General features: G+C 70.1%; 32 protein-coding genes and 1 tRNA gene. 14 read left to right on the plus strand and 19 right to left on the minus strand.

The features are described 5' to 3' along the window. Positions 1–15 precede the first annotated feature (15 nt). Together CJZ86_RS01290 and grxD are read left to right on the plus strand one after the other, a co-directional pair. The gene (locus tag CJZ86_RS01290; RefSeq protein ID WP_094584147.1) at positions 16–249 is read left to right on the plus strand and encodes a BolA family protein; all 234 of its coding nucleotides are present in this window, start codon (positions 16–18) and stop codon (positions 247–249) included. 23 nt (positions 250–272) lie between these two features. Then, positions 273–596 carry a Grx4 family monothiol glutaredoxin gene (gene grxD, locus CJZ86_RS01295; protein ID WP_094584148.1) on the plus strand — a complete coding sequence of 108 codons (324 nt, stop codon included), beginning with the start codon at positions 273–275 and terminating at the stop codon, positions 594–596. Positions 597–642: 46 nt separating this feature from the next. On the opposite strand, the gene CJZ86_RS01300 is transcribed toward grxD, so the two are convergent. Beyond that, the gene (locus CJZ86_RS01300; RefSeq protein ID WP_094584149.1) at positions 643–909 is read right to left on the minus strand and encodes a DUF6761 family protein; all 267 of its coding nucleotides are present in this window, start codon (positions 907–909) and stop codon (positions 643–645) included. 203 nt (positions 910–1,112) lie between these two features. Here CJZ86_RS01300 and CJZ86_RS01305 point away from each other — a divergent pair, with 203 nt between their 5' ends. Further along, positions 1,113–1,904: a response regulator transcription factor gene (locus tag CJZ86_RS01305; protein ID WP_094584150.1), complete on the plus strand. Its 792-nt coding sequence runs from the start codon at positions 1,113–1,115 to the stop codon at positions 1,902–1,904. A gap of 30 nt (positions 1,905–1,934) precedes the next feature. Here CJZ86_RS01305 and CJZ86_RS01310 read toward each other — a convergent pair whose 3' ends face one another. The 7 genes from CJZ86_RS01310 to CJZ86_RS01340 form a co-directional block, all read right to left on the minus strand. Then, a complete protein-coding gene (locus CJZ86_RS01310) occupies positions 1,935–2,483 on the minus strand; it encodes a hypothetical protein (RefSeq protein ID WP_094584151.1) in 549 nt (182 codons plus the stop codon). Further along, positions 2,480–2,761, minus strand: a complete 282-nt coding sequence (locus CJZ86_RS01315) for a hypothetical protein (RefSeq protein ID WP_094584152.1) — start codon at positions 2,759–2,761, stop codon at positions 2,480–2,482. Before CJZ86_RS01315 ends, CJZ86_RS01310 begins: the two co-directional genes overlap by 4 nt. Positions 2,762–2,831: 70 nt before the next feature. Further along, positions 2,832–3,767, minus strand: a complete 936-nt coding sequence (locus tag CJZ86_RS01320) for a carbon-nitrogen hydrolase family protein (protein WP_094584153.1) — start codon at positions 3,765–3,767, stop codon at positions 2,832–2,834. An 8-nt stretch (positions 3,768–3,775) separates the two neighbouring features. After that, positions 3,776–5,353, minus strand: coding sequence for a carotenoid isomerase (gene crtH / locus CJZ86_RS01325; protein ID WP_094584154.1), 1,578 nt, complete (start codon positions 5,351–5,353; stop codon positions 3,776–3,778). 65 nt (positions 5,354–5,418) lie between these two features. After that, the gene (gene trmFO / locus CJZ86_RS01330; RefSeq protein ID WP_094584155.1) at positions 5,419–6,810 is read right to left on the minus strand and encodes an FADH(2)-oxidizing methylenetetrahydrofolate--tRNA-(uracil(54)-C(5))-methyltransferase TrmFO; all 1,392 of its coding nucleotides are present in this window, start codon (positions 6,808–6,810) and stop codon (positions 5,419–5,421) included. Further along, the gene (locus tag CJZ86_RS01335) at positions 6,810–6,932 is read right to left on the minus strand and encodes a photosystem II protein Y (protein ID WP_015108528.1); all 123 of its coding nucleotides are present in this window, start codon (positions 6,930–6,932) and stop codon (positions 6,810–6,812) included. The genes trmFO and CJZ86_RS01335 overlap by 1 nt, the downstream gene beginning before the upstream one ends. A 30-nt stretch (positions 6,933–6,962) precedes the next feature. After that, positions 6,963–7,478: a gamma carbonic anhydrase family protein gene (locus tag CJZ86_RS01340; RefSeq protein ID WP_094584156.1), complete on the minus strand. Its 516-nt coding sequence runs from the start codon at positions 7,476–7,478 to the stop codon at positions 6,963–6,965. Positions 7,479–7,563: 85 nt separating this feature from the next. Between CJZ86_RS01340 and CJZ86_RS01345 the strand changes: the two genes are divergently transcribed. Then, positions 7,564–7,635, plus strand: a tRNA-Lys gene (locus CJZ86_RS01345). A 55-nt stretch (positions 7,636–7,690) separates the two neighbouring features. On the opposite strand, the gene CJZ86_RS01350 is transcribed toward CJZ86_RS01345, so the two are convergent. The 5 genes from CJZ86_RS01350 to CJZ86_RS17475 all read right to left on the minus strand — a co-directional run bounded on the left by CJZ86_RS01350 (position 7,691) and on the right by CJZ86_RS17475 (position 10,749). Further along, the gene (locus tag CJZ86_RS01350; protein WP_094584157.1) at positions 7,691–7,957 is read right to left on the minus strand and encodes a type II toxin-antitoxin system RelE family toxin; all 267 of its coding nucleotides are present in this window, start codon (positions 7,955–7,957) and stop codon (positions 7,691–7,693) included. Beyond that, positions 7,932–8,168: a type II toxin-antitoxin system RelB family antitoxin gene (relB, locus tag CJZ86_RS01355; protein WP_094584158.1), complete on the minus strand. Its 237-nt coding sequence runs from the start codon at positions 8,166–8,168 to the stop codon at positions 7,932–7,934. Before relB ends, CJZ86_RS01350 begins: the two co-directional genes overlap by 26 nt. A 22-nt stretch (positions 8,169–8,190) precedes the next feature. Then, positions 8,191–8,880, minus strand: a complete 690-nt coding sequence (locus CJZ86_RS01360) for a response regulator transcription factor (protein WP_094584159.1) — start codon at positions 8,878–8,880, stop codon at positions 8,191–8,193. A gap of 51 nt (positions 8,881–8,931) precedes the next feature. Then, entirely contained in the window at positions 8,932–10,521 is a 1,590-nt protein-coding gene (locus CJZ86_RS01365) for an iron uptake porin (protein ID WP_094584160.1), read from the minus strand. A 99-nt stretch (positions 10,522–10,620) separates the two neighbouring features. After that, positions 10,621–10,749, minus strand: a complete 129-nt coding sequence (locus CJZ86_RS17475) for a hypothetical protein (protein ID WP_286145680.1) — start codon at positions 10,747–10,749, stop codon at positions 10,621–10,623. Between the two features lie 164 nt (positions 10,750–10,913). Here CJZ86_RS17475 and CJZ86_RS01370 point away from each other — a divergent pair, with 164 nt between their 5' ends. Beyond that, positions 10,914–11,966, plus strand: coding sequence for an imelysin family protein (locus CJZ86_RS01370; protein ID WP_158219477.1), 1,053 nt, complete (start codon positions 10,914–10,916; stop codon positions 11,964–11,966). Next, positions 11,966–13,243, plus strand: a complete 1,278-nt coding sequence (locus CJZ86_RS01375) for a di-heme oxidoredictase family protein (RefSeq protein ID WP_094584162.1) — start codon at positions 11,966–11,968, stop codon at positions 13,241–13,243. Before CJZ86_RS01370 ends, CJZ86_RS01375 begins: the two co-directional genes overlap by 1 nt. Before the next feature lie 3 nt (positions 13,244–13,246). Here CJZ86_RS01375 and CJZ86_RS01380 read toward each other — a convergent pair whose 3' ends face one another. From CJZ86_RS01380 to CJZ86_RS01400, 5 genes are all read right to left on the minus strand, one after another. Further along, positions 13,247–13,996, minus strand: coding sequence for a DUF305 domain-containing protein (locus tag CJZ86_RS01380; protein WP_094584163.1), 750 nt, complete (start codon positions 13,994–13,996; stop codon positions 13,247–13,249). 85 nt (positions 13,997–14,081) lie between these two features. Then, positions 14,082–14,474, minus strand: coding sequence for a DUF302 domain-containing protein (locus tag CJZ86_RS01385; protein WP_094584164.1), 393 nt, complete (start codon positions 14,472–14,474; stop codon positions 14,082–14,084). 18 nt (positions 14,475–14,492) lie between these two features. After that, positions 14,493–15,149 (minus strand): DUF305 domain-containing protein, encoded by a 657-nt coding sequence (locus CJZ86_RS01390; protein ID WP_094584165.1) that lies wholly within the window; start codon positions 15,147–15,149, stop codon positions 14,493–14,495. A 114-nt stretch (positions 15,150–15,263) separates the two neighbouring features. Further along, complete coding sequence (locus CJZ86_RS01395) at positions 15,264–15,692, minus strand: heavy metal-responsive transcriptional regulator (protein ID WP_094584166.1); 429 nt, start codon at positions 15,690–15,692, stop codon at positions 15,264–15,266. A 58-nt stretch (positions 15,693–15,750) separates the two neighbouring features. Beyond that, positions 15,751–15,969 (minus strand): CsbD family protein, encoded by a 219-nt coding sequence (locus tag CJZ86_RS01400; RefSeq protein ID WP_094584167.1) that lies wholly within the window; start codon positions 15,967–15,969, stop codon positions 15,751–15,753. Between the two features lie 186 nt (positions 15,970–16,155). Between CJZ86_RS01400 and CJZ86_RS16415 the strand changes: the two genes are divergently transcribed. The 8 genes from CJZ86_RS16415 to CJZ86_RS01435 all read left to right on the plus strand — a co-directional run bounded on the left by CJZ86_RS16415 (position 16,156) and on the right by CJZ86_RS01435 (position 22,812). Beyond that, positions 16,156–16,362, plus strand: a complete 207-nt coding sequence (locus CJZ86_RS16415) for a hypothetical protein (protein ID WP_143594003.1) — start codon at positions 16,156–16,158, stop codon at positions 16,360–16,362. 46 nt (positions 16,363–16,408) lie between these two features. Further along, a complete protein-coding gene (locus CJZ86_RS01405) occupies positions 16,409–18,166 on the plus strand; it encodes an alpha-amylase family glycosyl hydrolase (protein WP_094584168.1) in 1,758 nt (585 codons plus the stop codon). A 74-nt stretch (positions 18,167–18,240) separates the two neighbouring features. Beyond that, positions 18,241–19,044 (plus strand): N-formylglutamate amidohydrolase, encoded by an 804-nt coding sequence (locus CJZ86_RS01410; RefSeq protein WP_094584169.1) that lies wholly within the window; start codon positions 18,241–18,243, stop codon positions 19,042–19,044. A gap of 3 nt (positions 19,045–19,047) precedes the next feature. Beyond that, entirely contained in the window at positions 19,048–19,896 is an 849-nt protein-coding gene (locus CJZ86_RS01415) for a transglutaminase-like domain-containing protein (protein WP_198960045.1), read from the plus strand. After that, on the plus strand, positions 19,893–20,621 hold the full coding sequence (locus CJZ86_RS01420) for a proteasome-type protease (RefSeq protein WP_094584216.1): 729 nt from the start codon (positions 19,893–19,895) through the stop codon (positions 20,619–20,621). The genes CJZ86_RS01415 and CJZ86_RS01420 overlap by 4 nt, the downstream gene beginning before the upstream one ends. After that, positions 20,615–21,232 (plus strand): esterase/lipase family protein, encoded by a 618-nt coding sequence (locus CJZ86_RS01425; protein ID WP_094584215.1) that lies wholly within the window; start codon positions 20,615–20,617, stop codon positions 21,230–21,232. Before CJZ86_RS01420 ends, CJZ86_RS01425 begins: the two co-directional genes overlap by 7 nt. Positions 21,233–21,259: 27 nt before the next feature. Further along, entirely contained in the window at positions 21,260–22,342 is a 1,083-nt protein-coding gene (locus CJZ86_RS01430; RefSeq protein WP_094584217.1) for a glycosyltransferase family 2 protein, read from the plus strand. Then, the gene (locus CJZ86_RS01435; protein WP_094584170.1) at positions 22,312–22,812 is read left to right on the plus strand and encodes a glycosyl-4,4'-diaponeurosporenoate acyltransferase CrtO family protein; all 501 of its coding nucleotides are present in this window, start codon (positions 22,312–22,314) and stop codon (positions 22,810–22,812) included. The genes CJZ86_RS01430 and CJZ86_RS01435 overlap by 31 nt, the downstream gene beginning before the upstream one ends. Before the next feature lie 8 nt (positions 22,813–22,820). Here the strand turns inward: CJZ86_RS01435 and CJZ86_RS01440 are convergent, their stop codons facing one another. Next, a complete protein-coding gene (locus CJZ86_RS01440; protein ID WP_094584171.1) occupies positions 22,821–25,022 on the minus strand; it encodes a beta-glucosidase family protein in 2,202 nt (733 codons plus the stop codon). Between the last annotated feature and the right edge of the window lie 40 nt (positions 25,023–25,062).

Below are 25,062 nucleotides of genomic sequence, written 5' to 3' on the forward strand. Positions count from 1 at the left end.
CCGACCCCCGCCGCCATGGTGCAACCGGACCAGGTCAAGGACGCGATCCTGCGCGCCCTCCCCGATGCCGCCGTTGAGGTGGAGGATCTCACCGGGGGTGGCGATCACCTGCAGGTGAGGGTGGTGTCCGGTGCCTTCGCCGGCCTCAACCGGGTGCGCCAGCACCAGCTCGTCTACGGCGCCCTGCGCAGCGAGCTGGCCAGCGAGGCGATCCATGCCCTGGCGCTGCAGACCTCCCTTCCCTCCTGACGTTCCCTTTCGCGATTCCGACCATGGATGCCAGCACCCGTCAACGCATCGACGCCCTGATCAGCGCCAGCCCGGTGGTGGTCTTCATGAAGGGCAACAAATTGATGCCTCAGTGTGGATTCTCTAACAACGTCGTCCAGATCCTGCAGTCGCTGGGTGTGCCTTTCGAGACGTTCGACGTGCTCTCCGACATGGAGATCCGCCAGGGGATCAAGGAGTTCTCCGACTGGCCCACCATCCCCCAGGTGTATGTGAAAGGGGAGTTCCTGGGCGGCTCGGACATCCTGATCGAGATGTACAACAGCGGCGAGCTGCGCGAGAAGCTGGAAGTGGCCCTGGCCTCCTGAGGCCCCGACCGCACCACGACGCAGGTGCCAGGTCCGCCGCGGCTGGTCAGTAGCGGCTGCGCTCCATCATCAGGCGGGGTTGGCCGTCGGGCCCCAGGAAGCTGGACGGGTCCTGGATCCAGCGGTCGATCAGCTCCTCCAGCCGGCGCTGGGACTGGTGGTCCAGCACGGCCGTGCGGCGCAGGGCATGGAGGTAGCCGTCCGCGTACAGACGCAGCTCGGAGGGTCCGTGGTGACGATCGGACAGGGCCTGGCAGGCATCACACAGGGACTGGAAGTGGCGGATCGCGTCGGGGTGTTGGAGTGCTGTCATGGCTGGGGTCGGGCCCCTGGCGTCATTGTGGCGGCGAAAGCCGGCAGATGGCACCATCCTGCCGTGCCGGGACCGTCATCCGGGAGCGGACAGTTGACAAGGCATCGCCCGTCACCGGCGTCTCCGCACATTTCCAGTTAGCGTTGACACACTCAATCGGCTGTCGGCACTTCCGCTTCTGATTTCATCGTGATGCCGAGGAGATGCCCGTGGCCCAGGACAAGCTGACTGATCCAGGAGGAACCCCTCGGAGAGTTCTCGTAGTGGACCCCCACGCGACCCTCCGCACCGTTCTCGCCCAGCGTCTGCGTCAGGATGGGCACCTGGCCGCGGCCGTCGCCACCGCCCGCGAAGCCCTGGAGATCTGCCAGGAGCAATCCCCCGATCTGCTGGTGAGCGCCGAACTGCTCGAGGAGACCTCGGCCCTGCGCCTCGCCGCCCAGCTGCACTGCCAGGTGATGGTGCTCACGGCCCGCTCCGGCTCGGAGCCCGTGGTGGCCCTGCTCGATGCCGGCGCCGATGACGTGCTGCGCAAGCCCTTCGGGCTTGAAGAGCTGGCGGCCCGCTGCCGCACCCTGCTGCGTCGCAGCGGCAGCGGCCTCCAGGAACGGGTCTGTGTGGGCCCCCTGGAGGTGCACCTGCTGCTGCGCCAGGTCACCCTGCGCGACCAGCCGGTGGAGCTCAGCCCGCGGGAATTCGCCCTGCTCTGCGCCCTGCTGATGCCCCCGGGGGTGGTGCGCAGCCGCCAGGAACTGCTGCGAATGGCCTGGCCCCCCTTCAGCGGCGGCCCCCGCTCGGTCGACACCCAGGTGCTCACCCTGCGCCGCAAGCTCGAACAGGCCGGCCTCGGCGAGGGCGGCGCGATCGAAACGATGCGCCAGCAGGGTTACCGCTTCAGCCTCGACACCCTGCCCGAGCTCAGCGAGGAAGCTGCTGGCGCCGCCGGCTCGGGTCTGCTGGTCACCTCCCCCGGCAGCTCCTCCCGCCTCAACTAGGCCCTTATCCGACAGCTAGGTAGGATCTGCTCAGGCGGACCGCAGGATCAGGGCCGTGGCTTCCCCCGCCAGCAGGAGGCCGCAGAGCAGGGCCAGCAGCCGGTACGTCCAGGGCGGGCTGATCCGGCCGATTCCCTTGGTGGCGATGCCGGTGGCGGCGCTGAAGCGCTCCAGGAAGTCGTCGAAGCGGGCCACCCGCTGGGGCAGCAGCCAGGCGGCGCCGCTGCGATCCCCCTGCTCCCCCGCACTGCGCACGTAGTAGACCCTGCCCCCCTGGCTGGTGGTCACCGGGGTGAGGGCGGTGATGCGATCCCAGGGCAGCTGCCAGCCGCGGCGCAGCAGCCAGGAGCACCAGGGGGGATGGCCCACCCGCAGCTCCCGTTCGTCGAGCTCCACCCGCTCACTGGTGATGGCGACCACCAGCAGCAGGCCGGCGATGGCGGCCAGCAGCAGGGGCCGTTGCAGGGCTTCGGGCGCCAGCACCGGCAGGGGCAGGACCAGGGCCAGGTAGGGGGCCAGCAGGGTGAACCGGATCAGCGGCGCCATCGGATAGCGCTGTGCCGTCGGGGTGGGGCTCATCGGTCTTCGGGGGATCCGGGCAGGGGCTCGATGACCTGGGCGGGCTGGTAGCGGCCCCCGAACACCTCCGCCTCCCGCCCCTTCCAGAACTCGCCCAGCCGCATCAGGTCGGCGTGGGCCTCCCCGAGCCGTTCGACGTACTCGTTCGGCTCCATGGTGTCCTTGGCCTCCTTGAGCTTGCTGAGCCGCAGCAGGTGCCAGACCCAGGGCTTGCCCATCTCGCCACGGGCCTCCAGGTAGCGCGCCAGGTCGGAAGAGCTGGGAGTCGGAGCAGCCATGGACACGCAACAAATGTTTACATAGTTTACCGGCGCCCCTGCTCCGGCGTGGCCGGCCGGCCGGCCGCTGTCAGTAGAGTTCGGGCCGCAGGTCCTCGTGGTAGCGGGTGGCAGCGGGGTGGGTGGGCCCGTACTCGCCGGGCCGGCAGTCGGCGATCAGCAGGGTGGCCTCGGGCCGGGCCGCCGCCAGCACGTCGCCATGGGGGCCGCAGATGACGCTGTTGCCCAGGTAGGCCGCCATCACCCGGCCGTTCACCGTCTCCTCGCCGCAGCGGTTGGCGTAGGCCACGAAGCAGCCGTTCTGGAAGGCATGGGCCGGGATCAGGGTGCGGGACACGTCCGGATAGGGCCGGTCGGTGCGCTCGCCGGTGCTGAGCTCGGCCCAGACATCGGCGGCCGTGGGGATCAGCACCAGCCGGGCCCCCTCCAGCGCCAGGCGCCTGGTGAGCTCGGGGAACTCGGCCTCGTAGCAGTTGAGCAGGCCCACCCCCACCCCGTTCACCGGCTGCACCGTGAAGGCCGCCCCCTCCTCCGGATGGCGGTAGCCGGCACTCCAGCAGCGCTTCTCGTCCGGTCCCCAGAGATGGGTCTTGCGGTAGTTGCGCAGCAGGCTGCCGTCCCGGTCGAACAGGGCGATGGCGTCGTAGAAGCGCTCCTCACCGGCCACGCTGGCCCGTTCGGGGTAGGGACAGGCCACCGCCAGCCCATGGCGGCGCGCCGCTGCGGCCACCCGCCCCAGGCTGGGGCCGTCCACCGGCTCCGCCAGCCGCCGCGCGATGGCGGGCGTGACGATGTAGCCGCTCAGATAAAGCTCGGGGAACGCCAGCAGCTGCACCCCGTGGCCCGCCGCCAGCCCGCAGACCTGCTCGAGGCGCTCCAGGTTCTCTTCGACGGCCTCGGGGGTGCCGGCGCTGCCGCTCCCCTGCCAGATCCCCAGCCGCAGGCCCTCGCCGGCGGACGGCGGCTGCGGCCGCACGACGCAGTGCAGCCGGTGATCGGGAACCATGGGGTGCTTCACGCCGGCAGGTTCCAGGGATTGAGGCCCAGGTCGGCGCCGATGCGGTGGGCGCAGGCGAAGCCGCTGAAGGCCACCGCATTGAGGCCCTGGCCGGGGAAGCAGGAATCCCCCACGCAGTAAAGATCGGGGATCGCGGTGCGGTTGAAGGGCATCGGCAGCAGGCCGGGCAGCCGCAGGGCCGGCACCGGCCCGTAGCTGCCGCCGTGGCGGCCCAGGAAGCGGCGGTGGCTGCGGGGCGTGCCGATCTCCCGGTGGGTGATCGCCCCCTCCAGCCCCGGCAGGATCGCTTCCAGGCGGCGGATCAGCCGGGTGGCGGCGGCCTCCTTGGCGGCCCGGTAGGCCCCTGGGGCCAGCCCCTGCCAGGGGGCCATCTCCGAGGGGGTGAAGGTGTGCACGATGTGGTGGCCGGCCGGGGCCAGGGAGGGATCCAGCAGGGTGGGGATCGAGACGAAGATCACCCCCTGCTCGGCCTCCATGTCCTCCCAGCGCTCCAGCAGCAGGTGGTGGACATGGCTGCCGGGGGGGATCGCCTCCGCCCGCACCCCCAGGTGCAGGGAGAGGAAGGAGGAGGAGGGCCTGTATCGCCGCCGCCAGGTCTGCTCGGCCGCCGGGGTGTGGGCCTCATCCACCAGGGAGCCGAAGGTGTCCCAGCGGGTGGCGTTGCTCACGACCCGCCGGGCGCGGATCTCCTCGCCGCCGGCCAGCTTCACCCCCACGGCGCGGGCCTGGGGTCCCTCGCCCTCCAGCAGCACCTTCACCACCCGCGAGCGGTAGTGGATGGCGCCGCCATGCCGGCGCAGGCCCGTCACCAGCTTCTCGGCGATCACCCCGACGCCGCCTCTGGGGTAGTTGATGCCGCCGGCGTGGCGATCGGAGAACACCATGCCGGCGTTGATCATCGGCGTGCGATCGGCGGGCATCACCGACCAGCAGAAGCACTCCATGTCGATGAACTTGAGCAGGGCCGGATCGCTGATGTGGGCGCGGGCCACGGCGCCCACGTTCACCGGCAGCCAGCGGGCCAGCCCCAGGCAGGCCAGGGGCGCGCGGAAGAACACCTTGGCCAGGTAGGCGGGGTCCTCCAGCGACAGCAGCGGCATCGCATCGAGGCAGCGGAACACCTGCCAGCAGGTGTCGTAGAAGGCGCGGATCCCCTTGGCCTCATGGGGAAACAGGGCGGTGAGATCAGCGATGAAGCGCTCGTAGTCGCGGTCGACCGCCACCGACAGGCCGCCGGGCAGGTGGTAGGCCAGCTGGGCGGGGTCGGGGATCGTCTCGCAGTGCTCGCCCACGTCGGCCAGGGCGCGGGTGAGCAGGTTGGTGTGGCCCTGGGTGCCGAAGCCGAAGATCATCGAGGCGCCGACGTCGAAGGTGTAGCCCTCGCGCTGGAAACTGCCGCCGCTGCCGCCGGGGATCAGGTAGCGCTCCAGCACCAGCACCGAGGCCCCCTTGGCCGCCAGCTGGCTGGCGGTGACCAGCCCGCCGATCCCTGAGCCGATCACGACCACGTCCCAGGGGCGGCCATCGGCCGCGGTGAGGGGGGCGGCGGCGGAGGAAGGGACGGTGACGGTCACCGGAACCAGGCGAACGGGAGCGGCCCGACCCTAGGAAGCGGCCAGGCTCCGGGGGGCGGACCGGCTCAGCCCGCAGCCATTGCCACCGCCGAAGTTGCGGCCTGGCGCTGCGAGTCCCAGGCGGCCAGATCCGCCAGGGCCCGATCGCGGTAGGCGCCATAGCGGCGGCGTTTGTCACGGATGCGCTCCGGCAGCTCCGGCATCAGGCCGAAGCTGGGGGGCATGGGCTGGAAGCCCCCCTTGCGGGCACCGTGGCTGCGCTCCTCATCCGAGATGAAGCCCAGCAGGGCGCCGGCCATGGTGGTGGGCGGCAGGCTCAGGGGCGGCAGGCCCCGCACCAGGCGGACGGCGTTGGTGCCGGCCAGCCAGCCGCCCGCCACCGCGGCGGCGTAGCCCTCGGTGCCGGTGATCTGGCCGGCGGCCAGCAGCGTCGGCCGCTGGCGGAACTGCAGGGTGGGCTGCAGCAGCTCGGGAGACTCCAGGAAGGTGTTGCGGTGCATCACCCCGAAGCGCACGAAGCTGGCGTTCTCCAGGCCGGGGATCATGCGCAGCACCCGCTGCTGCTCGCCCCACTTGAGATTGGTCTGGAAGCCGACGAGGTTCCAGAGCTGGCCGTCCTTGTCCTCCTGGCGCAGCTGCACCACCGCGTGGGCCCGCTTGGCGCGGCGCACGTCGCGGTCGTGGAGGTCGCCCCAGCGCGGATCCCAGAGACCGATCGGCTTGAGGGGGCCGTAGCGCATGGTGTCTTCGCCGCGGCGGGCCAGCTCCTCGATCGGCAGGCAGCCCTCGAAGAAGGTGGCGCTCTCCTGCTCGAAATCCTTCAGCTCCGCCTTCTCGGCCTCCAGCAGGGCCGTGCGGAAGGCGAGGTACTGCTCCCGGTCCATGGGGCAGTTGATGTAGTCGGCGTCGCCCTTGTCGTAGCGGCTGGCCCGGAAGGCCACCGACAGATCGATGCCTTCGCCTTCCACGATCGGGCTGGCGGCATCGAAGAAGTGGCAGGACTCCCGGCCGGTGAAGCGCAGCAGGTCGTCGGCCAGCTCGGCGCCGGTGAGGGGGCCTGTGGCCAGCACGGAGATCTCCTCCTGGTCCGGCAACGCCAGCTGCTCGCGGCGCTCCACCGTCACCAGGGGATGGGCCTCGACGGCGGCCGTGAGGGCGGCGCTGTAGCGGCCCCGGTCGACGGCCAGGGCGCCGCCGGCGGGCACCGCATGGACATCGGCGGTGCGGATCACCAGCGATCCCAGTCGCCTGAGCTCCTCCTGCAGCAGGCCGGCGGCCCGGTCGGGGGAGAGGGAGCCGAAGCTGTTGCTGCAGACCAGTTCGGCAAAATCGCCGCTGTGGTGGGCCGGGGAGGGGCGCACGGGCCGCATCTCCACCAGCCGCACCGGAATCCCGGCCTCGGCGATCTGCCAGGCGGCTTCGGTGCCGGCCAGGCCGGCACCGATGACGACAACCATCAGGCGCGGGCGCGCTTGAGCATCAGTTGCAGCTGACCCACGGCGGCGCGGCCGATGTTGAAGGCGGCCCAACCCACGGCCAGGAGGATCGGAGCAGCGACGAGCAGCAGCCGGAGGTCCATGGCGGGGGAGGGGAAAACGTTGGCGGGATCCTAACGGAGTCCAGCGTGAACCTCCGCCAGCTGGCGATAACGATGCGCATGCTGGCGCTGGGCCTCGATCGCGGCGGGATCCAGCTGGCGTTTCACCACCGCCGGAGCCCCCATCACCAGGGCGCCGGCGGGCACATCCCGGGTGACCACCGCGCCGGCCGCCACCAGGGCCCCGGCCCCCACCGTGACGCCGTTGAGCACGATGGCGCCGATGCCGATCAGGCAGCCGTCCTCCAGCGTGGCGCCATGGACCACGGCCCGGTGGCCGATGGTCACATCGGCGCCGATGGTCACCGGCTGGCCCGGATCCCCGTGCAGCACGGCGCCGTCCTGCACGTTGCTGCCCTCCCCCACAACGATCGCGCAGACATCCCCCCGGGCCACGGCGGTGGGCCAGAGGCTGGCCCCCGCCGCCAGCTCCACATCGCCGATCACCACCGCCGACGGGGCCACCCAGGCGGCGGCGTCGATGCGGGGGGCGTCCCAGCGGCTGGGCCAGGGGTCAGGGCTGGTCATGGCGCGTGGCCTCGAAGGGGGGTCAGGGTGCGGCGACCGGTGGGCTTGGAGAGGGTCACCGCCGGGTGATAGCTTCCCCAGCGACGGGTCGCTAGCTCAGCGGTAGAGCATTCGGCTTTTAACCGACTGGTCCTGAGTTCGAATCTCAGGCGACCCATCCCAACCACCGCAGGAGACCCCAGCCAAACGCCGCTTTGCAGCAGCGGGCTGGGTTATCGGTAGGCCTCGCTCCGGTGGCTGACTCCGACCACCAGCACGACAAGCTGCGCATCTTCGATCAGGCAGATCACCCGGTGGTCGCCGACCCGGTAGCGCCATAGAACGGACAAGTTTGCCGTCAGGGCCTTGCCTCTCTGACGCGGATCCTCGGTCTCCTGCAGGAGCCGGTTCATGGACCGCAAAAGGTTCTGCGCGGTCGAGCGATCCAGCTTCTTGAGCTGGCGCCTGGCCGTTTCAGAGATCCGAAGTGTCCAGGCCAAGTTCTTTCACCACCTCGTCGAGGCTGTAGGTCCTTTCCTGTCCCAGGCGCATCCGTTCCACGGCTGCGGCTCCGAGGTAGGCATCCTCCAGGTCGTCCAGGCCCTGCTCGATCAGCTCCCGCAGATAGAAGGCCTTGGTTCGCCCCGTTTCGGAGGCCAGCCGATCCAGCCGGGCCTCTGTTGCAGGGTCCAGACGAACGGAGGTGGCCATGGAGTCATGTGAATGCGTGAATTCAACCTAGCTGCACCATCCCGCAGCGCACCCCCTTGAGCACGGCCTGCAGGCGGTTGTTGACGCCCAGGGTCTGGAGCAGGCGCTTGGTGTAGGTGCGGGCGGTGGCGTCGCTCACCACCAGCTTCTGGGCGATCTCCCGGTCGCTGAGGCCGCTGGCCAGCAGGTCGAGCACCTCGTACTCCCGCGGCGTCAGCCGCGGACAGCTGAGGTAGGGCAGCTTGCCGGAGCGCAGGGAGGGGCTGCGGTAGGAGTGGTGTCCCATCACGGCGATCACGGCGGCCTGCAGGGGCCGCTGGTCATCGACGATGTCGGCCTCGGCCACCACGGCCTCCAGCCAGGGGGCGTGCTCGTACTCCGCCGGAATCACATCACCGAGGGCCAGCATCACCACCTTGAGGTCGGGATAGAGCTCTTTGGCCCGGCGGGTGAGATCGAAGCCGTTGCCGCTCTCCAGGTGGTCGGTGCAGAGCAGCAGGTCGTAGGGCTGCCGCTGCAGATAGTCGAGGCAGCCCTGCTCGTGGGTGATGGCGCAGCCGATCAGGCTGCGGTCGCTGATGCTCTCGCACAGGGCCCGCAGCAGGAAGCGGCCCTTCATGGCGATCGCCACCTTTCCGCCGGAAGCCACTGAAAGCAGCACCGCATCGAAGGTGTTGCCCTCCAGGCTGCCCAGGAACGGCGTGAGATCCATGGTGGCCAGGCCATCCAGGTCACCCTCATCATCCGTTCCCGCGGGCCGGAATCAGAAGCGGAAGGTGGTCTTCACCAGTCCGCCCAGCTGCCGGAACGTTGTGCCGGGGGTGGTGTCCTGCCCCAGGGGCCGGCTCAGATAGAAGAGGGCCGGCGTCACGCTGATGTTGTCGGTGACCTGCCACTTGTACCACCACTCCCAGGCGAAATTGCCGTCCTGGGGCGTCTGACCATCGGCCAGAGCCGTGGCGAAGATGGGCTGGCCCACCGCCATGCCGAGGGCGTTGCCTTTGACGAAGGCGTCGTCCCACTGCAGGCCCACCATCCACGACTGGCTGGTGCGCAGGGCGCCGGGAGCCTGGGCGGTGTCGTAGCTGGTGCCGTTGATGCCCCAGCCGGCGCTGATGGAGGGAATCCAGCCGGAGTTGGCCGGCTGCCAGTAGCCGCTGACGCCGAAGGCATCGGTGCGGCTGTTGGGGTTGGCCTCAAAGGCGAGGCCGGTGAAGGGGGTGGTGCCCGGCACCCCCACCCCCGACTGGATGCGGGAGTAGATCGCCGCCAGGCCCCACTGCTCCTTGGCGTAGCCGATCTGCACCGTGCCGGTGCCGGCCGAGGCCACGGTGCCGATGCCGCCGATGTTGGGATCCCCCACATCACCGTTGGCGGCCACGTAGTTGGCGCTGATGCTGAAGCCGCCCTGCTGCCACCAGAGGCCGGCCCCCGGACCGAGGTTCTTGTTGTAGGCCGCCGGGGCGCCGTTGAGGGTGAACAGGTTGAGGATCGTGTCGGAGGGGTAGGCGCTCGGCCAGAGGGCGAGCATGTCCTCCTGGCCCACCCGGCCGCCGAAGGTGGCGGTGAACTGGCTGCCGATCGGGAACTGGTAGAAGATCTTGTCGATCGCCACCACGTCGCCGCAGTCGACGCCGATGCCGCAGTCCTCCTGGAACGCCGTCTCCAGGGTGGAGAGCCCACCGGTGGGGCCGGCGCCGCCGAAGGCGGAATCGGCGAAGTTGCCGGCCCGCAGGATCGTGCGCAGCAGGTCCTTGCCCGTGAAGCTGGTGTCGAAGCTCAGCTGGATGTCGTAGCTGAAGGTGGTGGCCCCCACGGCGGCCCGGGCGGCATCGACGTTGGCGGTGTCGCTGCCCGAAAAGGCATTGGCACCGATCACGAAGGTGGCCTGGCCGCTCAGCTTGGTGGTGGTGGAGAACTGGGTGGCCTCGAGCTCACCCACCTTGGCCTCCAGGCCATCCACCCGGCCGCGCAGCACGGCGAGTTCCTTCTCGAACTCGGCCATCAGGCGCTTCAGCTCGTCGGTCACCTCGGTGATCCGGTCGAGGCAGGCGTTCAGCAGGGCCGCCGCTTCATAGCGGGTCATGGCCTGGCCGCCTTTGTAGGTGCCGTTCGGGTAGCCGGCGACGCAGCCGTAGCGCTCGATCAGGTTCGAGAGGGCCTGGAAGGCCCAGTCGGTGGGCTTGACGTCGGAGAACTGGTTGATGCTGGTGACCTGCTCCTGGCTCTGCCCCGCCGCGGACCTGGCGTAGCGGTTGACGCCCTCCAGGTTCAGCTCGCCGGCGTTGGCCCCGAGGGGGGCCAGCAGGCCGGCGGTGGCGAGGGGAAGCAGGCGACGCAGGGGAACGGTCATGGATGGGAGACTTCGTGGACGAAGGAGCGGAACGGAGGCGCCGGAGGGGGCAGCCGCTGGGGCAATTCTCTGGGTCAACGCCGAGAACGATAATTGTTATCAGCGCAACGCCTGGCGCGCGGGACCGGTTGCGTCGCCGTCCGGGCCCGTGCCGCAGCCCGCCGCCATTCCGGCGACCAGCCCGGTGGCCGCCAGAAACAGGGCGAGCCTGGTGCGGGGGCGTGCCATGGACGAACGGGGCCGGGTGCTGCCGAGTGTGCAGGGCCCCGCCAGGGGGGTCCGCCTCGAAAAGGACAGCCGACGGTGCCATCGGTGACGCCCGCGGGTGCCCCGTCGCCGGTCGCGTCAGGGCCGGCCGGTGGACAGTGCCGGAACACGCCTGCGGCCTGATCGTGACCCGAGCGAGCCACCTGACCCCATCGACCCGTGCGACCCGCCGCCGCCGAGTCCTGGCCCTGGGCCTGCCCCTGTGGCTGGGCCTGGCTGTGAGCGGATGCGCGATCCAGAGCCGCGCCGAGGCGCCGACCCCGCAGGCGGTGGTCGAGTCGTTCGTCGCGACGGTGGTGCAGCCCAATGCCGACGCGCTGGTGACGCAGACGGCGGCCCTTCAGGAGGCGATCGGGCGCCTCTCGGACCAGCCGTCGGAGCCCCATCTCGAGGTGGCCCGCCAGGCCTGGCGCTCGGCGCGCCGCACCTGGGAGACCAGTGAGAGCTGGGCCTTCGGTCCGGCGGAAACCCAGGGCTTCGACGGGGCGATGGACGACTGGCCGGTGAACCGCCGGGACCTGGCCACGGCCCTGGCCGGCGGCCCGTTCACGGCCGCCAGCTTCGCCGCCCTCAGCGACACCGCCAAGGGCTTCCACGGCATCGAATGGGTGCTTTGGGGAGGCCGCAGCGGCACACCGCCCAGTGCCGCCCAGCTCGGCCCCAACGATCTGGCCTACCTGCGCCTGGCGGCCGGGGATCTGCACCGCCAGGCCGAGGGGCTGCGGGCCAGCTGGTCGGGGCCCGGGGGCTTCGGTGCCCGGATCAGTGCCCCCGCCGACGCGGGCACGGCGGTGCAGGAGATGCTGCAGGGGGTGATCGGGCTGCTCCAGGAGGAGGGCGACGAGAAGCTCGGCCAGCCGCTGAAAACCCGGGATCCCCATACGCTGGAAAGTGCAGACAGCGGCAACACCCGCTCGGATCTGCTGGCCAACGTGGAAGGGGCCCGCCGCGTGCTGATGAGCACCGGCCTGCTGGACTTGATCCGCCGGCGGGACGCCGACCTGGCCCAGCGGATCGACACCCAGACCGCCCGGGCCGTGGATCTGGCCCGGGCCCTGCCGGACCCGGTCAACGACCACCTGGATGATCCGGCCTCCCGCCGGGCGATGGAGGACCTGATCGGCCAGCTGCACAGCACCGCGGCGCTGGTGGAGCGCTCGGTGCCCCTGCTCTCCTGATGGCCCGTTCCGCCCGGGCTCTGCGACGGGTTCTGCTGGCCGCGCTCGCCCTGGCCGTGGTGCTCGGGTTCGGCCTGCGGCAGGTGTGGGGGGCCGCCGATCCCCGGCAGGCCGCCGGAGCGATGACGGTGGCCAACCGCACCTCGGCCTCCTTCGAGCAGCCGGCCGCCGGCCTCACCCCCGCCGAACGGGAGCGCCACCAGGCGGCTGATGTGCTCTTCGATCGCACCCATGTGCCCCTGGAGGGGCCCCCCGGGGCGGGTCTGGGGCCCCGCTTCAATGCCGCCTCCTGCGTCGCCTGCCATGTGCGCAACGGCCGCGGCCGCCCGCTGATGGGGGAATCCCTTGTGCGGGTGGCGCTGCGGGACGGGCAGCCGGTGCCGGAGCTCGGCCGCCAGGTGCGGGACCGTGCCGTGCTCGGGGCCCGGCCGGATGCGGCCGTGACGGTGGCCTGGCAGGAACGGAATCGCCTGCGCCGGCCGCTGGTCCAGCTGCAGGCGGACCCTTCCGTTGATCTTTCCGAGCGGTCGGTGGCCCGCTCCCTGCGGGTGGCGCCGCCCCTTATCGGCCTGGGCCTGCTGGAGGCGGTGCCGGAGGCGGCGATCCTGGAGCACGCCGATCCTGACGACCGCGACGGTGACGGGATCTCGGGCCGACCCCACTGGCTGGAGGAACCAGGGGGGAAGCAACGGCTGGGACGCTTCGGCTGGAAGGCGATCTCCCCGTCGCTTCAGGAGCAGACCGCAGCGGCCCTCCTGAATGACATGGGGCTGACCAGCCCGGGGGACATCGGCCGGCGCGAGCTGGATCTGATCACCTTCTACAGCCAGACCCTGGGGGCGCCGCGCACCGCCCTGCCGGCCACAAGCCCGGTGGTGCGGCGGGGCCGGGAGCTGTTCGACAGCCTGCAGTGCGCCCGCTGCCACGTGCCGCAGCTGGCCACCGGCCGTTCAGCGGCAGCGGTGGCCGGGGTGATCAACGGCCAGACCTTCTGGCCCTACACCGATCTGCTGCTCCATGACATGGGCGTCGGCCTCGACGACGGGGTGGCCGAGAAGGGGGCGCCGGGGCGGGAATGGCGCACGGCTCCCCTCTGGGGCCTGGGCCTGGCCCAGCGGGTGAATGGGTCGGTGGGGTTCCTCCACGACGGCCGGGCCCGCAGCCTCGAGGAGGCGATCCTCTGGCACGGGGGGGAGGCCGCCGCCGCCCGGGAGCGCTTCAGGGCCCTGGCCCCGCAGCAGCGCCGCTGGCTGCTGGGCTGGCTGCAGCAGCTCTGAGCCTCAGAGGGCGAACAGAGCGTCGTAGCGGCCGTACTCCGGCTTGCGCAGTCCTTCGGTCGCCAGCATCCGCCGCAGCTGGATGATCTCGGCGCGTTGGGCCACGATCACGCCCCTGGCGAAGCGCCGGATGGTGGGATTGGTGCTCTTGGCCAGGGCGTCGTGGGCCATGATCAGCGCCCCGCCGTGGTGATGGAGCATCCCCTCCAGGAACCAGACGACGCGGTTGTCCGGGGTGGGTGGCTCGCCCATCATCCGCATCCCGTCGATCTGGGCCTGGCTCATGCGGGTGAGGCCACTGAGGCTGTTGGGATCGCCGCCTTTGGCCAGGGCCACCGGATACACGGGAGCCTGGGGATACCAGGCCTTGCGCCACAGCCCCATGGCCCGGATCTCGCTGGCCTGATCACGCCAGATCGTCTTGCCCAGGGCTCCCACCCCGGGCGACCCGATGCCGAAGACGAACTCGCTCATCCGCAGGGCACCGGTGTGGTGCTGCACCATCCCGTCGATGAAGCGCAGGTCGTAGGTGGCACCGGCGGGGCCCACGTCGTGGGCATGGCCGGCGTGGGCCGAGGCGGCTCCGGCCGGAGGGGCGCTGGTCGGCGCGGCGTGATGGTGCTGATGCTGGTGATGGTCGTGGTCCATGGCGCCCGGGGTGCTGCCGCCCGGCTCCTGCGCCAGGGCGGGATGGGTCAGCGCCAGGGCGCCGAGGATCCCGAGTGCGGCGGCGGGAAGGCGGCGGTGGGGCATGGGAACGCAGGGGGAGTCCCAACCGTATGGTCTCCCCCCGGCAGGAGAGTCAAGGTGCCGGCACGCCCCTTCTTCCGGGCCGGCGTCATGCCGCGGCCGCCGCGATGATCGCCCGGGTGGAGGCTTCCACCTCAGCGGCGACCGCTGCCAGGGAAGGATCGGCCGAGAGGCCCGCCAGCATCACCCCTGGGCGGAGCATGCCGATGCGGGTCAGGCCGGCTTCGGTGTACACCGAAATCCGGCAGGGCAGGGCCATGTTGAGCGCCATCGTGGTGGTGAGCACCGCAGCGGCCTGCAGGGGATTGCAGACCTCGAAGATGCGGCATTCCTCAGGGAAGGCCAGGCCTTTGCTGCGCAGCGTCTGGCCCAGGTCATGCACGGCGAGCACACCGAAGCCGTGGTCCGGCACCGCCTGCTGCAGGGAGGCGCAGGCCTCCTCGAAGGATTTCGTGGAGTCGAGGATGAAGAACGGATCCATGGATGGGGCCTCGCGGGTTCAGGGCGTCCCGTACCAGCTCCGGTACCAGCCGGCCATCTGCTCGATCTCCTCGCTCTGGACCTTCACCATCGCCTGCTGCAGGGCCTGCAACTGGGGATGCTGGCTGCCGGTCTGGGCCATCGAGGCCATCATCACGCCCATGCGGTGGTGGGGAATCATCTGTTGGATGAAGGCGCGATCGAAGTCAGGGGCGTTCTTCAGCCAGGCGATATCGGTGCCCGTGCCCCCCATGCCCATCATTCCCATGCCTCCGCCATGGCCCATGCCCCCGCCATGGCCCATCGCTCCGCCCCATGCCGGCACGGAGCCGCCGAACCAGGCGCGGTACCAGGTCCGCATCTGGGCGTTCTCCTGGGTCTGGCTGGCCTTGATATTGACGGCCAGAGCCCTGATCTCCGGCCGCTTCGCCCGGCTCAGGGCCAGGTCCGCCATGGCGATGGCGCCGTCATGGTGGGGGATCATCATCACGATGAAGCGCTGATCCATCGACGGTCGGGCCCCCTGCCAGGGTCCGCCTGACGGAGGAGCGAGCGTGGCCGGGGGGGCGGAGAACGCCGGAGCCCCCAGGGCCAGGATCAACGCACCGAGTCCAGCGGCGGCGGCGCGGCGGGCCGCCGGCTGGGTGCGGCGGGATGGGGTGCGGGTAGGGTCCATCGGCGCGTTTCCATGTCTGGGTCCTGCCTTCAGCATGGGCAGGGAACGGGGCGCTGAAGCGACTCCGACCCAGGGCATTACTGGCCAGCGGGCGGACGGCGCCGCCCCCGGCTCTCAGACGCGAAGGTTCGGGCAGATCACGTCGCTGTCCTTGGGCGGATGGCTCTGCCAGCCGGCCAGCAATCCCAGCAGTTCCGTCCTGAGCTGGCGCAGCTCCTGGATCTGGCCATCGATCCGTTCGATCTGGCGTTCCAGCTGCCTCTGGATGTCGCCGCAGGGCAGTTCACCGGCGTCGTGAACCGCCAGACAGCCCTGGATCTCCTCCAGGCTGAGCCCCAGGGTCTTGAGGCGGCGAATGAACTCCAGCCGCCGCAGGCTCTCCTCGGCGAACAGGCGGTAGCCGCCCTCGCTGCGGCCGATCGCCGGCAGCAGTCCCAGATCCTCGTAGTACCGCAGGGTCTTGACGGTCATGCCGCTGCGGCGGGCCAGCAGGCCGATCTTCATGCCGGCCTTCATGCCGGCCTTCATGCCGATGGCCTGCATGGTTCCAACTCTCCATCCTGAGGGAGAGTCTAGGCGGGGCCGCCCCGCCCGGGACCGCTCAGCCCTTGTCGTCGGCCAGTTTGGCGGCGGCATCACTGACTTTCCTGGCCACCGCCTTGGCGCCCTCCTTGAGATCCTCGGCGACATTCATGGCCGAGGCCTGGACCTGTTTGGCCTTGCCCTTGATCTGGTGGCCGGTGTCGCCGGTCAGATCACCCAGTGCTGATTCAAGTCTGCCTTCGGCATCCTTGGCGGCGGCGTCGTTCTTGTTGGTCATGGTTCCTTTGGTGATGGGTCTCGATGCTGTGCAGATCGTCAGGGACAATCCCGAGGGATGGTGTCGATGTCTGTCCTCCTCGTACCCCTGGAAGCTGCCTCTCCAACCTAGGGATTCCTGCGGGTTCCGCGTGTCGAATGCTGCCCACCATCGCCTGCCGGAACGCCGGAAGAAACCAGCAGATGAGTGCTGGCAGAGAAGACCGGCTGGTCACGAACGATGATGCTCCTGATGCAGTCTGCAGCAATCATCTGCATCCTTAAGGCTTCAATGCCTCAGCTAAATCTGCTCGCCATTCCTCCTGCCATGACGCTTGCATTCCGTCTTTCTCAGGTGCTGCAGATCAGCAGCCTGATGGTGCACTACAGACGCGGTCGTCCTGTGAAAGAGTGATCTCAGCGGGACCTGAACCATGGCACAACCGTTGGTGCAACAGGGTATGGGAGCTCGTCCCTGTTCGGATGGCGTGGCGTTCCGGGTCTGGGCACCACACGCCAGTGGGGTCTCCCTCGTGGGCACCTTTAACGACTGGGACGCCAGCGCCCATCCGATGCAATCAGAGCCGCGGGGGTACTGGTATGCCTTCGTTGACAGCGCCAGGATCGGCGACCACTACAGCTACCTCCTGTCCACCGAATGGGGTGCGATCAGGCGCATTGATCCCTATGCCCGTGAAGTCACCCACTCGGCAGGAGATTCGATCGTTCATGATCCCGCCTTTGACTGGGAGGAGGGGGCGTTCAGCAGCCCGCCATGGAATGAACTGGTCCTCTATGAACTGCATGTCGGCACGTTCAATGATGCTGCGCTCAGCCAGCCGGGTCAGTTCACGTCCGTCACGGCGCGGCTGGAGCATCTGAAGCGACTGGGAATCAATGCCCTCGAGATCATGCCAGTCGGGCAGTTCGCCGGTAACCGCTCATGGGGCTACAACCCTTCCCAGATCTTTGCCGTTGACTCCGGCTACGGCGGCTCCCTGGGGTTCAAGCGCTTCATCCAGAATGCCCATCAAGCCGGTATCGCGGTGATCCTGGATGTGGTGTTCAATCACTTCGGTCCGAGTGATCTCGATCTCTGGCAATTCGATGGTTGGTCGCAGAACGGCAAGGGTGGCATTTATTTCTACAATGACCATCGCGCGCACACACCCTGGGGGGACACCCGGCCCGACTACGGACGCGGCGAGGTTCGTCAGTACATCCTCGACAACGTGCGCATGTGGTTCGAGGATTACCACCTCGATGGCCTTCGCTTCGACAGCACCGGCTTCATCCACTGCATCGGCGATGCTGGATCGGAGGAGATTCCGGATGGCTGGAGCCTCCTGCAGGCCATCAACGACACGGTGGCCCGGGATTTTCCCGGCCGGATCACCATCGCGGAAGACATGCGCAGCAATGCCTGGATCACCAAGGATGTCGGGGCCGGTGGCGCAGGCTTCGGATCCCAGTGGGATCCCCATTTCGTCCAGCCGATCCGCCGGGCCGTCATCACGGCCATGGATGAAGACCGCGGCCTGGAGAGCATCCGGGACGCGATCCTCCACCGCTACAACGACGATGCTTTCGAGCGCGTCATCTACAGCGAATCCCATGATGACGTGGCCAATGGACAGGCCCGCCTTCCCCAGGATGTCAACCCGGGGGATCCCACCGGCTGGTATGCCCAGAAGCGCTCCACCCTGGCCGCGGCCCTGGTGTTCACGTCACCGGGCATTCCGATGCTCTTCCAGGGGCAGGAGTTTCTCGAGGGCGGCTGGTTCCGCGATTCGGTTCCCGTCGACTGGGATCAGCGGCAGGAGTTTCACGGCATCGTCCGTCTGTATCGGGATCTGATCCGGCTGCGACGAAGCTGCGAGGGGGTGACCCAGGGCCTCTGCGGCCAGTTCACGCACGTCTTTCACCTCAATGGCGAGCGCCGGGTGCTGGCCTTTCACCGCTGGAACCGGGGCGGTCCCGGTGATGACGTGGTGGTGATCGCCAACTTCTCCCACCAGCCCCTGGACGACTGCCGCGTGGGTCTGCCTGCCGCAGGGGCGTGGAAGCTGCGCTTCAACAGTGACTGGCAGGGCTACAGCGACAGCTTCGCCGGCCATCCCAGCGGTGATGTGGAAGCTGTTCCCGGCGACTGGGACGGACTCCCCTGCCACAGCACCTGCAGCATCGGCCCCTACAGCGCCCTGATCTATTCCCAGTGATCGGGGGCTCCCCGCTCCCGTGCCGGCCACGCCAGGCTGGTGGGGGCAAGGATCCCTGGCCCGAGGCCGTCACGTTGCAGTCCGAACGCCTCCTGGGGTCCGAAGATCCTCCGGTCTTCCGGATCGTCAACCCCGCCGGGCGGTCGGCGGTGCTGCTCACGGCCGACCACGGCGGCCGCGCCATTCCCCGGTGCCTGGGAGATCTGGGCCTGAGCGACCGGCAGCGCGCCAGCCACGGGGCCTGGGATCTGGGCGTGGACGGGCTGGGCCTGCTGCTGGCGGCGCGGCTCGACGCCTTTCTGATCCTGCACAACTATTCCCGGCTGGTGATCGACGCCAACCGGCCGCCCCGGGCGCCGGATTCGATCGTCAGCCACTGCGAGCAGAGCGCCATCGCCGCCAACGTGACCATCGGCGTGGCCGGGCGTCAGCGACGGCTGGAGGAGCTCTTCCATCCCTACCACCGCCGCATCGCCGCCGAGCTGGAGGCGCGGCAGGCCCAGGCGCGAGCGAGCGTCCTGGTCACCCTGCACAGCTTCACGCCGGTGCTGGACGACGAGGTGCGTCCCTGGCACGTGGGGGTGCTGCATGGCCGTGATGCCCGCCTGGCAAGCCGGGTGCGCCAGGGGCTCCAGCGCGAGCGGGGCCTGCGGGTGGGGGACAACCAGCCCTATGCCGTCAGCGACGCCAGCGACCACACCCTGGTGGTGCATGGGGAGGGACGCCGGATTCCCCATGTGGAGCTGGAGGTGCGCCAGGACCTGCTGGCCACCGAGGCAGGCCGGCGGGCCTGGGCGCAGCGACTGGCCGGGGTGCTGGAGGCCGCCCTGGCGGAGGGGTTACCGCCGCTTCCGGACGGTCCGGCCTCCGTAGGGTGACCCATGGACAGACCGCCTACCGCCCCGCCGCCGCCGACCCCGCCGACCCCGCCGATCGAGATCGCGGTGGGCTTCGACGTGGTGCTGCGCTTCCCAGCCCCGACGCCCCTGATCGTGACCCTGGGCGTGCACGAGAGCCGGGCCGCCGATCTTCGGGAGCCGGATCTGCTTCAGGTGGAGCCCCCGGTGACGCTGCATCCGTATGTGGACTCCTTCGGCAACCTCTGCCAGCGCCTGGTGGCACCGGCCGGCCCGCTGCGGCTGCATGGCCATGGGGTTGTGGCCGATTCCGGTCGTCCCGACCCGGTGCTGCCCGCTCTGGAGCAGCAGCCGGTGGAGGACCTGCCCGAAGACACCCTGCTGTTTCTGCTGGCCAGCCGCTTCTGCGAGTCCGACCTGCTCGCGCCCCTCGCCTGGTCCCGGTTCGAGGCGACCCCCGGCGGCTGGGGGCGGGTGCAGGCGATCTGCGACTTCGTCCACCAGCACGTGCGCTTCGACTACAACCGCTCCAGCCCGACGAAATCGGCCCTCCAGACCTTCGAGAGCCGTGAGGGGGTGTGCCGTGACTTCGCCCACCTGGCGATCGCCCTGTGCCGTTGCATGAACATCCCGGCGCGATACTGCACCGGTTACCTGAGCGATATCGAGGTGCCGCCGCCCCACACGGCCATGGACTTCCATGCCTGGTTCGAGGCCTACCTCGGCGACGGCTGGCACGTCTTCGACCCGCGCAACAACACCCCCCGCATCGGCCGGATCCTGATGGCCCGGGGCCGTGATGCGGCCGACGTCGCCCTCACCACCAGCTTCGGCCCGTCGGAGCTGGTGTCGTTCCAGGTGTGGACGGCATGACCTACTGCGTGGCGGTGCTGCTGGAGAGCGGCATGGTGTTCGCCTCCGATTCCCGCACCAATGCGGGGCTGGATGATTTCGCCAGTTTCTGCAAGATGACCGTCTTCGAGCGGCGCGGCGACCGCGTGCTCGTCCTGCTCAGTTCCGGCAGCCTGGCCGGGACCCAGGCGGTGATCGGTCTGCTGCGCCAGCAGGCCGAGGCCGGCGACGGCGAGCCCTCGGTCTGGACGGCCCGGACGATGTTCGATGTGATGGTCCTGGTATCGGATGCGGTGCGGGCGATCGAGCAGCGCGACGGCCCCTATCTGAAGGCCTCCGGCTCCAGCTTCAATGCCTCTTTCCTGGTGGGCGGCCAGATCAGGGGTGAGGCGCCGCGGCTGTTCCGCATGTACGCGGAGGGCAACTTCATCGAGGCCGGCGAGGACACGCCCTTCCTGCAGACGGGGGAGGCGAAGTACGGCAAGCCGATCATCGACCGTGTCATCCATACCGACACGACGCTGGCGGAGGCCTCCAAGTGCGTGCTGGTCTCCTTCGACTCGACCATGCGCAGCAACCTGTCGGTGGGGATGCCCATCGACCTGCTCGTCTACGAGAAGGACCGCTTCGAGATCCTCCACCGCCGCCGCTTCAGTGAGGGGGACGCCTACTTCAAGGACCTCAGCGCCGAGTGGAGCGTGGGGGTGCGCAAGGTGTTCCGGGAGCTGCCGGAACTGGTCTGGTAGGCGGCCCGGGCCCCGCGGCCGATCCCCCTCCGCTGGTGCTGATCCACGGGATGTGGGACACCCCCCGTCTGTTCGATCCCCTGCAGCGCCTGCTGGCGGGGCGTCGCGGCCCGCTGCTGATTCCCCATCTGCCCCACCGCTTCGGGCTCACGCCGATCGAGGAGCAGGCCGACCTGCTCGGCCTCCATATCGAATCAGCCTTCGGGGCGGAGCAGCCCATCGATCTGCTGGGCTTTTCAATGGGCGGGGTGATCGCCCGGACCTGGATCCAGCTGCGGGGCGGCCACCGGCGCACGCGGCGGCTGATCAGCGTGGGTAGCCCCCAGCAGGGCACCCTCACCGCCGGTCCCTGGCCCAGCTGGCCGCTGGCCGGCATCGCCGACCTGAAGACGGGCAGCCCCCTGCTGGTGCGGCTCAACACCCAGCTGGCCACCCTGGAGCCCGTGGAGTGCTGCAGCTTCTACTGCCATCCGGATCTGATGGTGATGCCGGCCTGGCGTGCCGTGCTGCCGCTCGGCCCGGGCCGCTGCCTGCCGGTGAGATACCACCACCAGCTGATGACCCACCCGGCCGCCCTGGAACCGCTTATTCACGAGCTGCTACGTCCCTAGCTTGGAGAGACAAGAGGGGTGCCGACCGTGGATCTGTTGGCCATCTCGCTGCTGGTGCGCTGGCTGCTCGGCTGGGCCCTGTGCCTGCGCATGCCCCGGCTTCCCGCCTCCAGGGTCCAGGGCCAGCCGACGGTGTCGGTGCTGATCCCAGCCCGCAACGAGGAGCACACCCTGCCGAAACTGCTCGCCGCCCTGCGCCTCCAGAGCCTCACACCCCAGGAGGTGATCGTGATCGACGACCACTCCGATGACCGCACCGGCGCCATCGCCGCCGCCGCCGGCGTCACGGTGATGCGGCCGCCGCCGCTGGCCGAGGGGTGGTGCGGCAAGACCTGGGCCCTCCACCACGGCGTCCGCGCCAGCCGGGGGGAAACCCTGCTGTTCCTCGACGCCGACACCGAACCCCATCCCGAGTTCCTGCAGCGCCTCGTGGCGACCCAGCAGGAGCTGGGCGGCCTCGTTTCGGTGCAGCCCTTCCACCGCACCGAGAAGCCCTACGAGCTGCTCTCGGTGCTGTTCAACCTCGTGGGGCTGATGGCGGTGCCGATGGGCCGGGGCTGCGGGGTGGCCTTCGGGCCGGCCATGGCCACCAGCCGCAGCGATTACGACCGCATCGGCGGCCATGCGGCGGTCGCCGGCAAGGTGGTGGAGGACTGGTTCCTGGGCCACCTTTATGAGCAGGCGGGTCTGCCGGTGAGCGCCTACATCGGCCAGGGGCTGCTCGACTACCGCATGTATCCCGGGGGCTTCCAGGACATGGTGGTGGGCTTCGCCAAGAACTTCGCCACCGCCGCCGGGGAGGTTCGCTGGCTCTGGATGCTCGGCGTGATCCTGTGGATCTCCGGCCTGTTCTGGGCGGCCTGGTGCCTGCCCGCCTCCCTGCTGGGCTGGCCGATGGTGGGGGACACGGCCGTGCTGCCCAACCTGCTGCTCTACGTCGCTTTCGCCGTACAGCTGCTGGTGGTCACCCGCCGGATCGGCGACTTCGGCTGGATCTGCCTGATCTTTCCGATTCCCGTGCTCTTCTTTCTGGGGGTGTTCGTTCTGGCGATCCTGAATCTCGAGCGGGGCACGATCGAATGGAAGGGCAGGCGGTTTCCGACGCGCTAGCGGCCCTGGCCTGCGCCCTGGGCTGGCTGCTGTGGTCGCTGCTGGTCGGTTGGCTGGCCCACCGGCTGCCCCCGCAGGCGCTGGATCACGACAGCTGGCTGACGGGACGGCGCCCCTGGCCGGAGAGCCGCAGCGGCTTCGAGCAACGGCTCGCCATCCGCCGCTGGAAATCCCTGCTGCCCGATGCCGGCACCGCCTTCCCCGGGGGGGTGGCCAAGAACAGCCTGGTGGGCAGGGATCGCCCCACCCTGCAGCGCCTGCTGGCGGAAACCCGTCGGGCCGAGCTGGTGCATCTGGCGCTCTGGCCGTTCTGGATCGTCACGGCCCTGTGGCTGCCGCCGGCCGGGGTGCTGATCAACCTGGTGTTCGCGACCCTGTTCAACGTTCCCTGCCTCTGGCTGCAGCGCTACACCCACCTGCGGGTGGAGCGCGCCCTCCAGGCCCTGAATCTCCGCTCCGGCGAGGGCTGAGGGTTCCCTCAGGGCCCCACCACTCCGCTCTCCAGGTCGAGGTCCACGCCGATCCCGCCGTCCTCGGCATGGCGGGCCACCAGCAGCCGGTGGCGGCCGCCCTCCAGGACGAAGCCGTCGCGGGTCTCGTCGAACCAGGCGAGGCGGCGCAGCGGAATCCGGATCCGCAGCCGCTGGCTCCGGCCGGGCCCCAGGCTCACCCGAGCGAAGCCCACCAGGGTGCGCTGCGGCCGCTCCACGGCCTTCCCGGGCGGCTCGACATAGACCTGCACCACCTCGGCGGCCTCCACGGTGCCGGTGTTCGTCACCGTGACGGCCAGCTCCACCGCCGCCTCGGCCCCTGACGGGGTGGGGAGCCACGCCACCGCCGGGTCGGTGTGGCGGAAGCGGCTGTAGGAGAGCCCGAAGCCGAAGGGGAAGGCCGCCGGCCGCCCGCTGCGGGCCAGCCGCCGGTAACCGTGCCAGAGGTCGTAGGTGATCTGCCGGGCCCGGGGATCGAACGGCGGCAGGTGGCTGGCCTCGGTGGGCACCGAAAAGGGCATCCGCCCCGACGGGGAGATCCGTCCCAGCAGCACGTCGGCGAGGGCCGCGCCCCCCTGCTCGCCGGGGTACCAGAGCAGCAGCAGGCCGGGCACCCGCTGCCGCCACGCTTCGCACAGGATCGCCCCGCCGCCCATCAGCACCACCACCGTGCGCGGGTTGGCGGCGGCGACCGCCAGGATCAGGGCCTCCTGCGATGGCGGCAGCTGCAGCACCGTGCGATCGCCGGAGGCGAAGGAGCCGCCGGCCCGGGCCGAACCGAAGCGCGTCACCCCGGCGACCATCGCCGCCACCGCCGTCCATAGCGGTAGCAGCCGGCGGCGGCCGCAGAGGCGCAGCAGCCAGTCGGGGGGCGGCGCCTGGCACAGGATCGGCGCCAGATCGCCCGGGTGGATGTGTTCCCCCTCGTGGCGCCAGTCCAGGCCCACCACCACCAGGGCCGCCTCACAGCGGGCCGCCAGGGCCGCCGCCCCGGCCGGATCGCTGCCGTCGTCGTGGTGCAGGCGCAGGTCCGGCGCTGCCGCCCGCAGTCCGGCCAGGGGCGTCACCACCGACCCCGGTGCCGGCCGGGTGTCGGAGGACCCCCGGTCCCCCAGGTTGGCGGTGTCCGCCAGCGGGCCGATCACCGCCAGCGAGCCGATGCCGTTCAGGGGCAGCACGTCGCCGACGTTCCGGAGCAGCACGATCGAGCCGGCGGCGGCGTCCCGCGCCAGCTGCCGGTGGGCGCGGCAGCCCCGCAGCGTCACCGGATAGGCGCCGGCGGGCACCGTGGCCTGGGCCAGGAGCATCCGCAGCACCGCAGCATCAATCAACGCCTCCGGCACCCGGCCCGCCGCCACCGCCTCTGGCAGCGTGGCCGCGAAGATCATCCGGAAGGGCATCTCCAGGTCCTGGCCGGCCTGGATGGCCGCCACGCCGTCGCGGAGGCCGAAGATGAAGTCGGTGAGCACGAAGCCGCGGAAGCCCCAGCGGTCCTTGAGGATCTCCCGCAGCAGGTGGGGATGCTGGCCGCACCAGGCCCCGTTGACGCTGTTGTAGGCGCTCATCACCGCCAGGGCGCCGGCCTCCACGCCGTCGCGGAACTGGGGCAGGTAGAGCTCCTGCAGCACCCGTTCACTGGCCGTCACATCGACGCGGAAGCGGGCGCTGTCGATCGAGTTGAGGGCGAAATGCTTGAGGCAGGCGATGGCATGGCGCTGCACGCCGCGGGTCGCCGCGGCCCCCATGGCGCCCACGTGCACCGGGTCCTCTCCGTAGGTCTCCTGGGCCCGGCCCCAGCCCGGATGGCGCAGCAGATTCACGCAGATTCCGCCGAACAGGTTGGCCCCGAAACTGCGCGCCTCCGCCCCCATGGCCTCGCCGATCCTCTCCTCCAGATCGACGTCCCAGCTGGCCCCGCGGCCGATGGGGGCCGGGAAGGTGGTGGCACCGCCCTCCAGCACCACCCCGCGGGGGCCATCGACGAAGTGCAGCCCGCCGATGCCCAGGCGCTCCACCACCCCGGCCGGCCAGGGGCGGCGGTGGGAGGCGTCGTGGAGGGCGATGGCCGCCAGGCCACCCCAGAACGGCGTGTCCCCATCGACCATGGCGAGCTTCTCAGCCAGGCAGAGCCCCTGCAGCTGGGTCCGGGCCTGCGTCTCCAGGCGACTCCAGTCGTGGCGGGTGAGCACGAATTCAGCCTAGGGGCGGGGCTTGACTCTCCAGCCCAGG

The sequence above is a fragment of the Synechococcus sp. BO 8801 genome, assembly GCF_002252675.1.
Lineage (GTDB): Bacteria > Cyanobacteriota > Cyanobacteriia > PCC-6307 > Cyanobiaceae > Cyanobium.

Bases quoted from the DNA above. Each gene is read 5' to 3' on its own strand.
- CJZ86_RS17475 (WP_286145680.1), bottom strand. From the start codon at position 10,749: ATGGCACGCCCCCGCACCAGGCTCGCCCTGTTTCTGGCGGCCACCGGG.
- CJZ86_RS01415 (WP_198960045.1), top strand. From the start codon at position 19,048: ATGGACAGACCGCCTACCGCCCCGCCGCCGCCGACCCCGCCGACCCCG.
- CJZ86_RS01400 (WP_094584167.1), bottom strand. From the start codon at position 15,969: ATGACCAACAAGAACGACGCCGCCGCCAAGGATGCCGAAGGCAGACTT.
- CJZ86_RS01365 (WP_094584160.1), bottom strand. From the start codon at position 10,521: ATGACCGTTCCCCTGCGTCGCCTGCTTCCCCTCGCCACCGCCGGCCTG.
- CJZ86_RS01385 (WP_094584164.1), bottom strand. From the start codon at position 14,474: ATGGATCCGTTCTTCATCCTCGACTCCACGAAATCCTTCGAGGAGGCC.
- trmFO (WP_094584155.1), bottom strand. From the start codon at position 6,810: ATGGTTGTCGTCATCGGTGCCGGCCTGGCCGGCACCGAAGCCGCCTGG.
- CJZ86_RS01360 (WP_094584159.1), bottom strand. From the start codon at position 8,880: ATGGATCTCACGCCGTTCCTGGGCAGCCTGGAGGGCAACACCTTCGAT.
- CJZ86_RS01305 (WP_094584150.1), top strand. From the start codon at position 1,113: ATGCCCGTGGCCCAGGACAAGCTGACTGATCCAGGAGGAACCCCTCGG.
- CJZ86_RS01340 (WP_094584156.1), bottom strand. From the start codon at position 7,478: ATGACCAGCCCTGACCCCTGGCCCAGCCGCTGGGACGCCCCCCGCATC.
- CJZ86_RS01310 (WP_094584151.1), bottom strand. From the start codon at position 2,483: ATGAGCCCCACCCCGACGGCACAGCGCTATCCGATGGCGCCGCTGATC.
- grxD (WP_094584148.1), top strand. From the start codon at position 273: ATGGATGCCAGCACCCGTCAACGCATCGACGCCCTGATCAGCGCCAGC.
- CJZ86_RS01390 (WP_094584165.1), bottom strand. From the start codon at position 15,149: ATGGACCCTACCCGCACCCCATCCCGCCGCACCCAGCCGGCGGCCCGC.
- CJZ86_RS01290 (WP_094584147.1), top strand. From the start codon at position 16: ATGGTGCAACCGGACCAGGTCAAGGACGCGATCCTGCGCGCCCTCCCC.
- CJZ86_RS01320 (WP_094584153.1), bottom strand. From the start codon at position 3,767: ATGGTTCCCGATCACCGGCTGCACTGCGTCGTGCGGCCGCAGCCGCCG.
- CJZ86_RS01315 (WP_094584152.1), bottom strand. From the start codon at position 2,761: ATGGCTGCTCCGACTCCCAGCTCTTCCGACCTGGCGCGCTACCTGGAG.
- CJZ86_RS01375 (WP_094584162.1), top strand. From the start codon at position 11,966: ATGGCCCGTTCCGCCCGGGCTCTGCGACGGGTTCTGCTGGCCGCGCTC.
- CJZ86_RS01395 (WP_094584166.1), bottom strand. From the start codon at position 15,692: ATGCAGGCCATCGGCATGAAGGCCGGCATGAAGGCCGGCATGAAGATC.
- relB (WP_094584158.1), bottom strand. From the start codon at position 8,168: ATGGCCACCTCCGTTCGTCTGGACCCTGCAACAGAGGCCCGGCTGGAT.
- CJZ86_RS01435 (WP_094584170.1), top strand. From the start codon at position 22,312: ATGGAAGGGCAGGCGGTTTCCGACGCGCTAGCGGCCCTGGCCTGCGCC.
- CJZ86_RS01335 (WP_015108528.1), bottom strand. From the start codon at position 6,932: ATGGACCTCCGGCTGCTGCTCGTCGCTGCTCCGATCCTCCTGGCCGTG.
- CJZ86_RS01300 (WP_094584149.1), bottom strand. From the start codon at position 909: ATGACAGCACTCCAACACCCCGACGCGATCCGCCACTTCCAGTCCCTG.
- CJZ86_RS01420 (WP_094584216.1), top strand. From the start codon at position 19,893: ATGACCTACTGCGTGGCGGTGCTGCTGGAGAGCGGCATGGTGTTCGCC.
- CJZ86_RS01380 (WP_094584163.1), bottom strand. From the start codon at position 13,996: ATGCCCCACCGCCGCCTTCCCGCCGCCGCACTCGGGATCCTCGGCGCC.
- CJZ86_RS01405 (WP_094584168.1), top strand. From the start codon at position 16,409: ATGGGAGCTCGTCCCTGTTCGGATGGCGTGGCGTTCCGGGTCTGGGCA.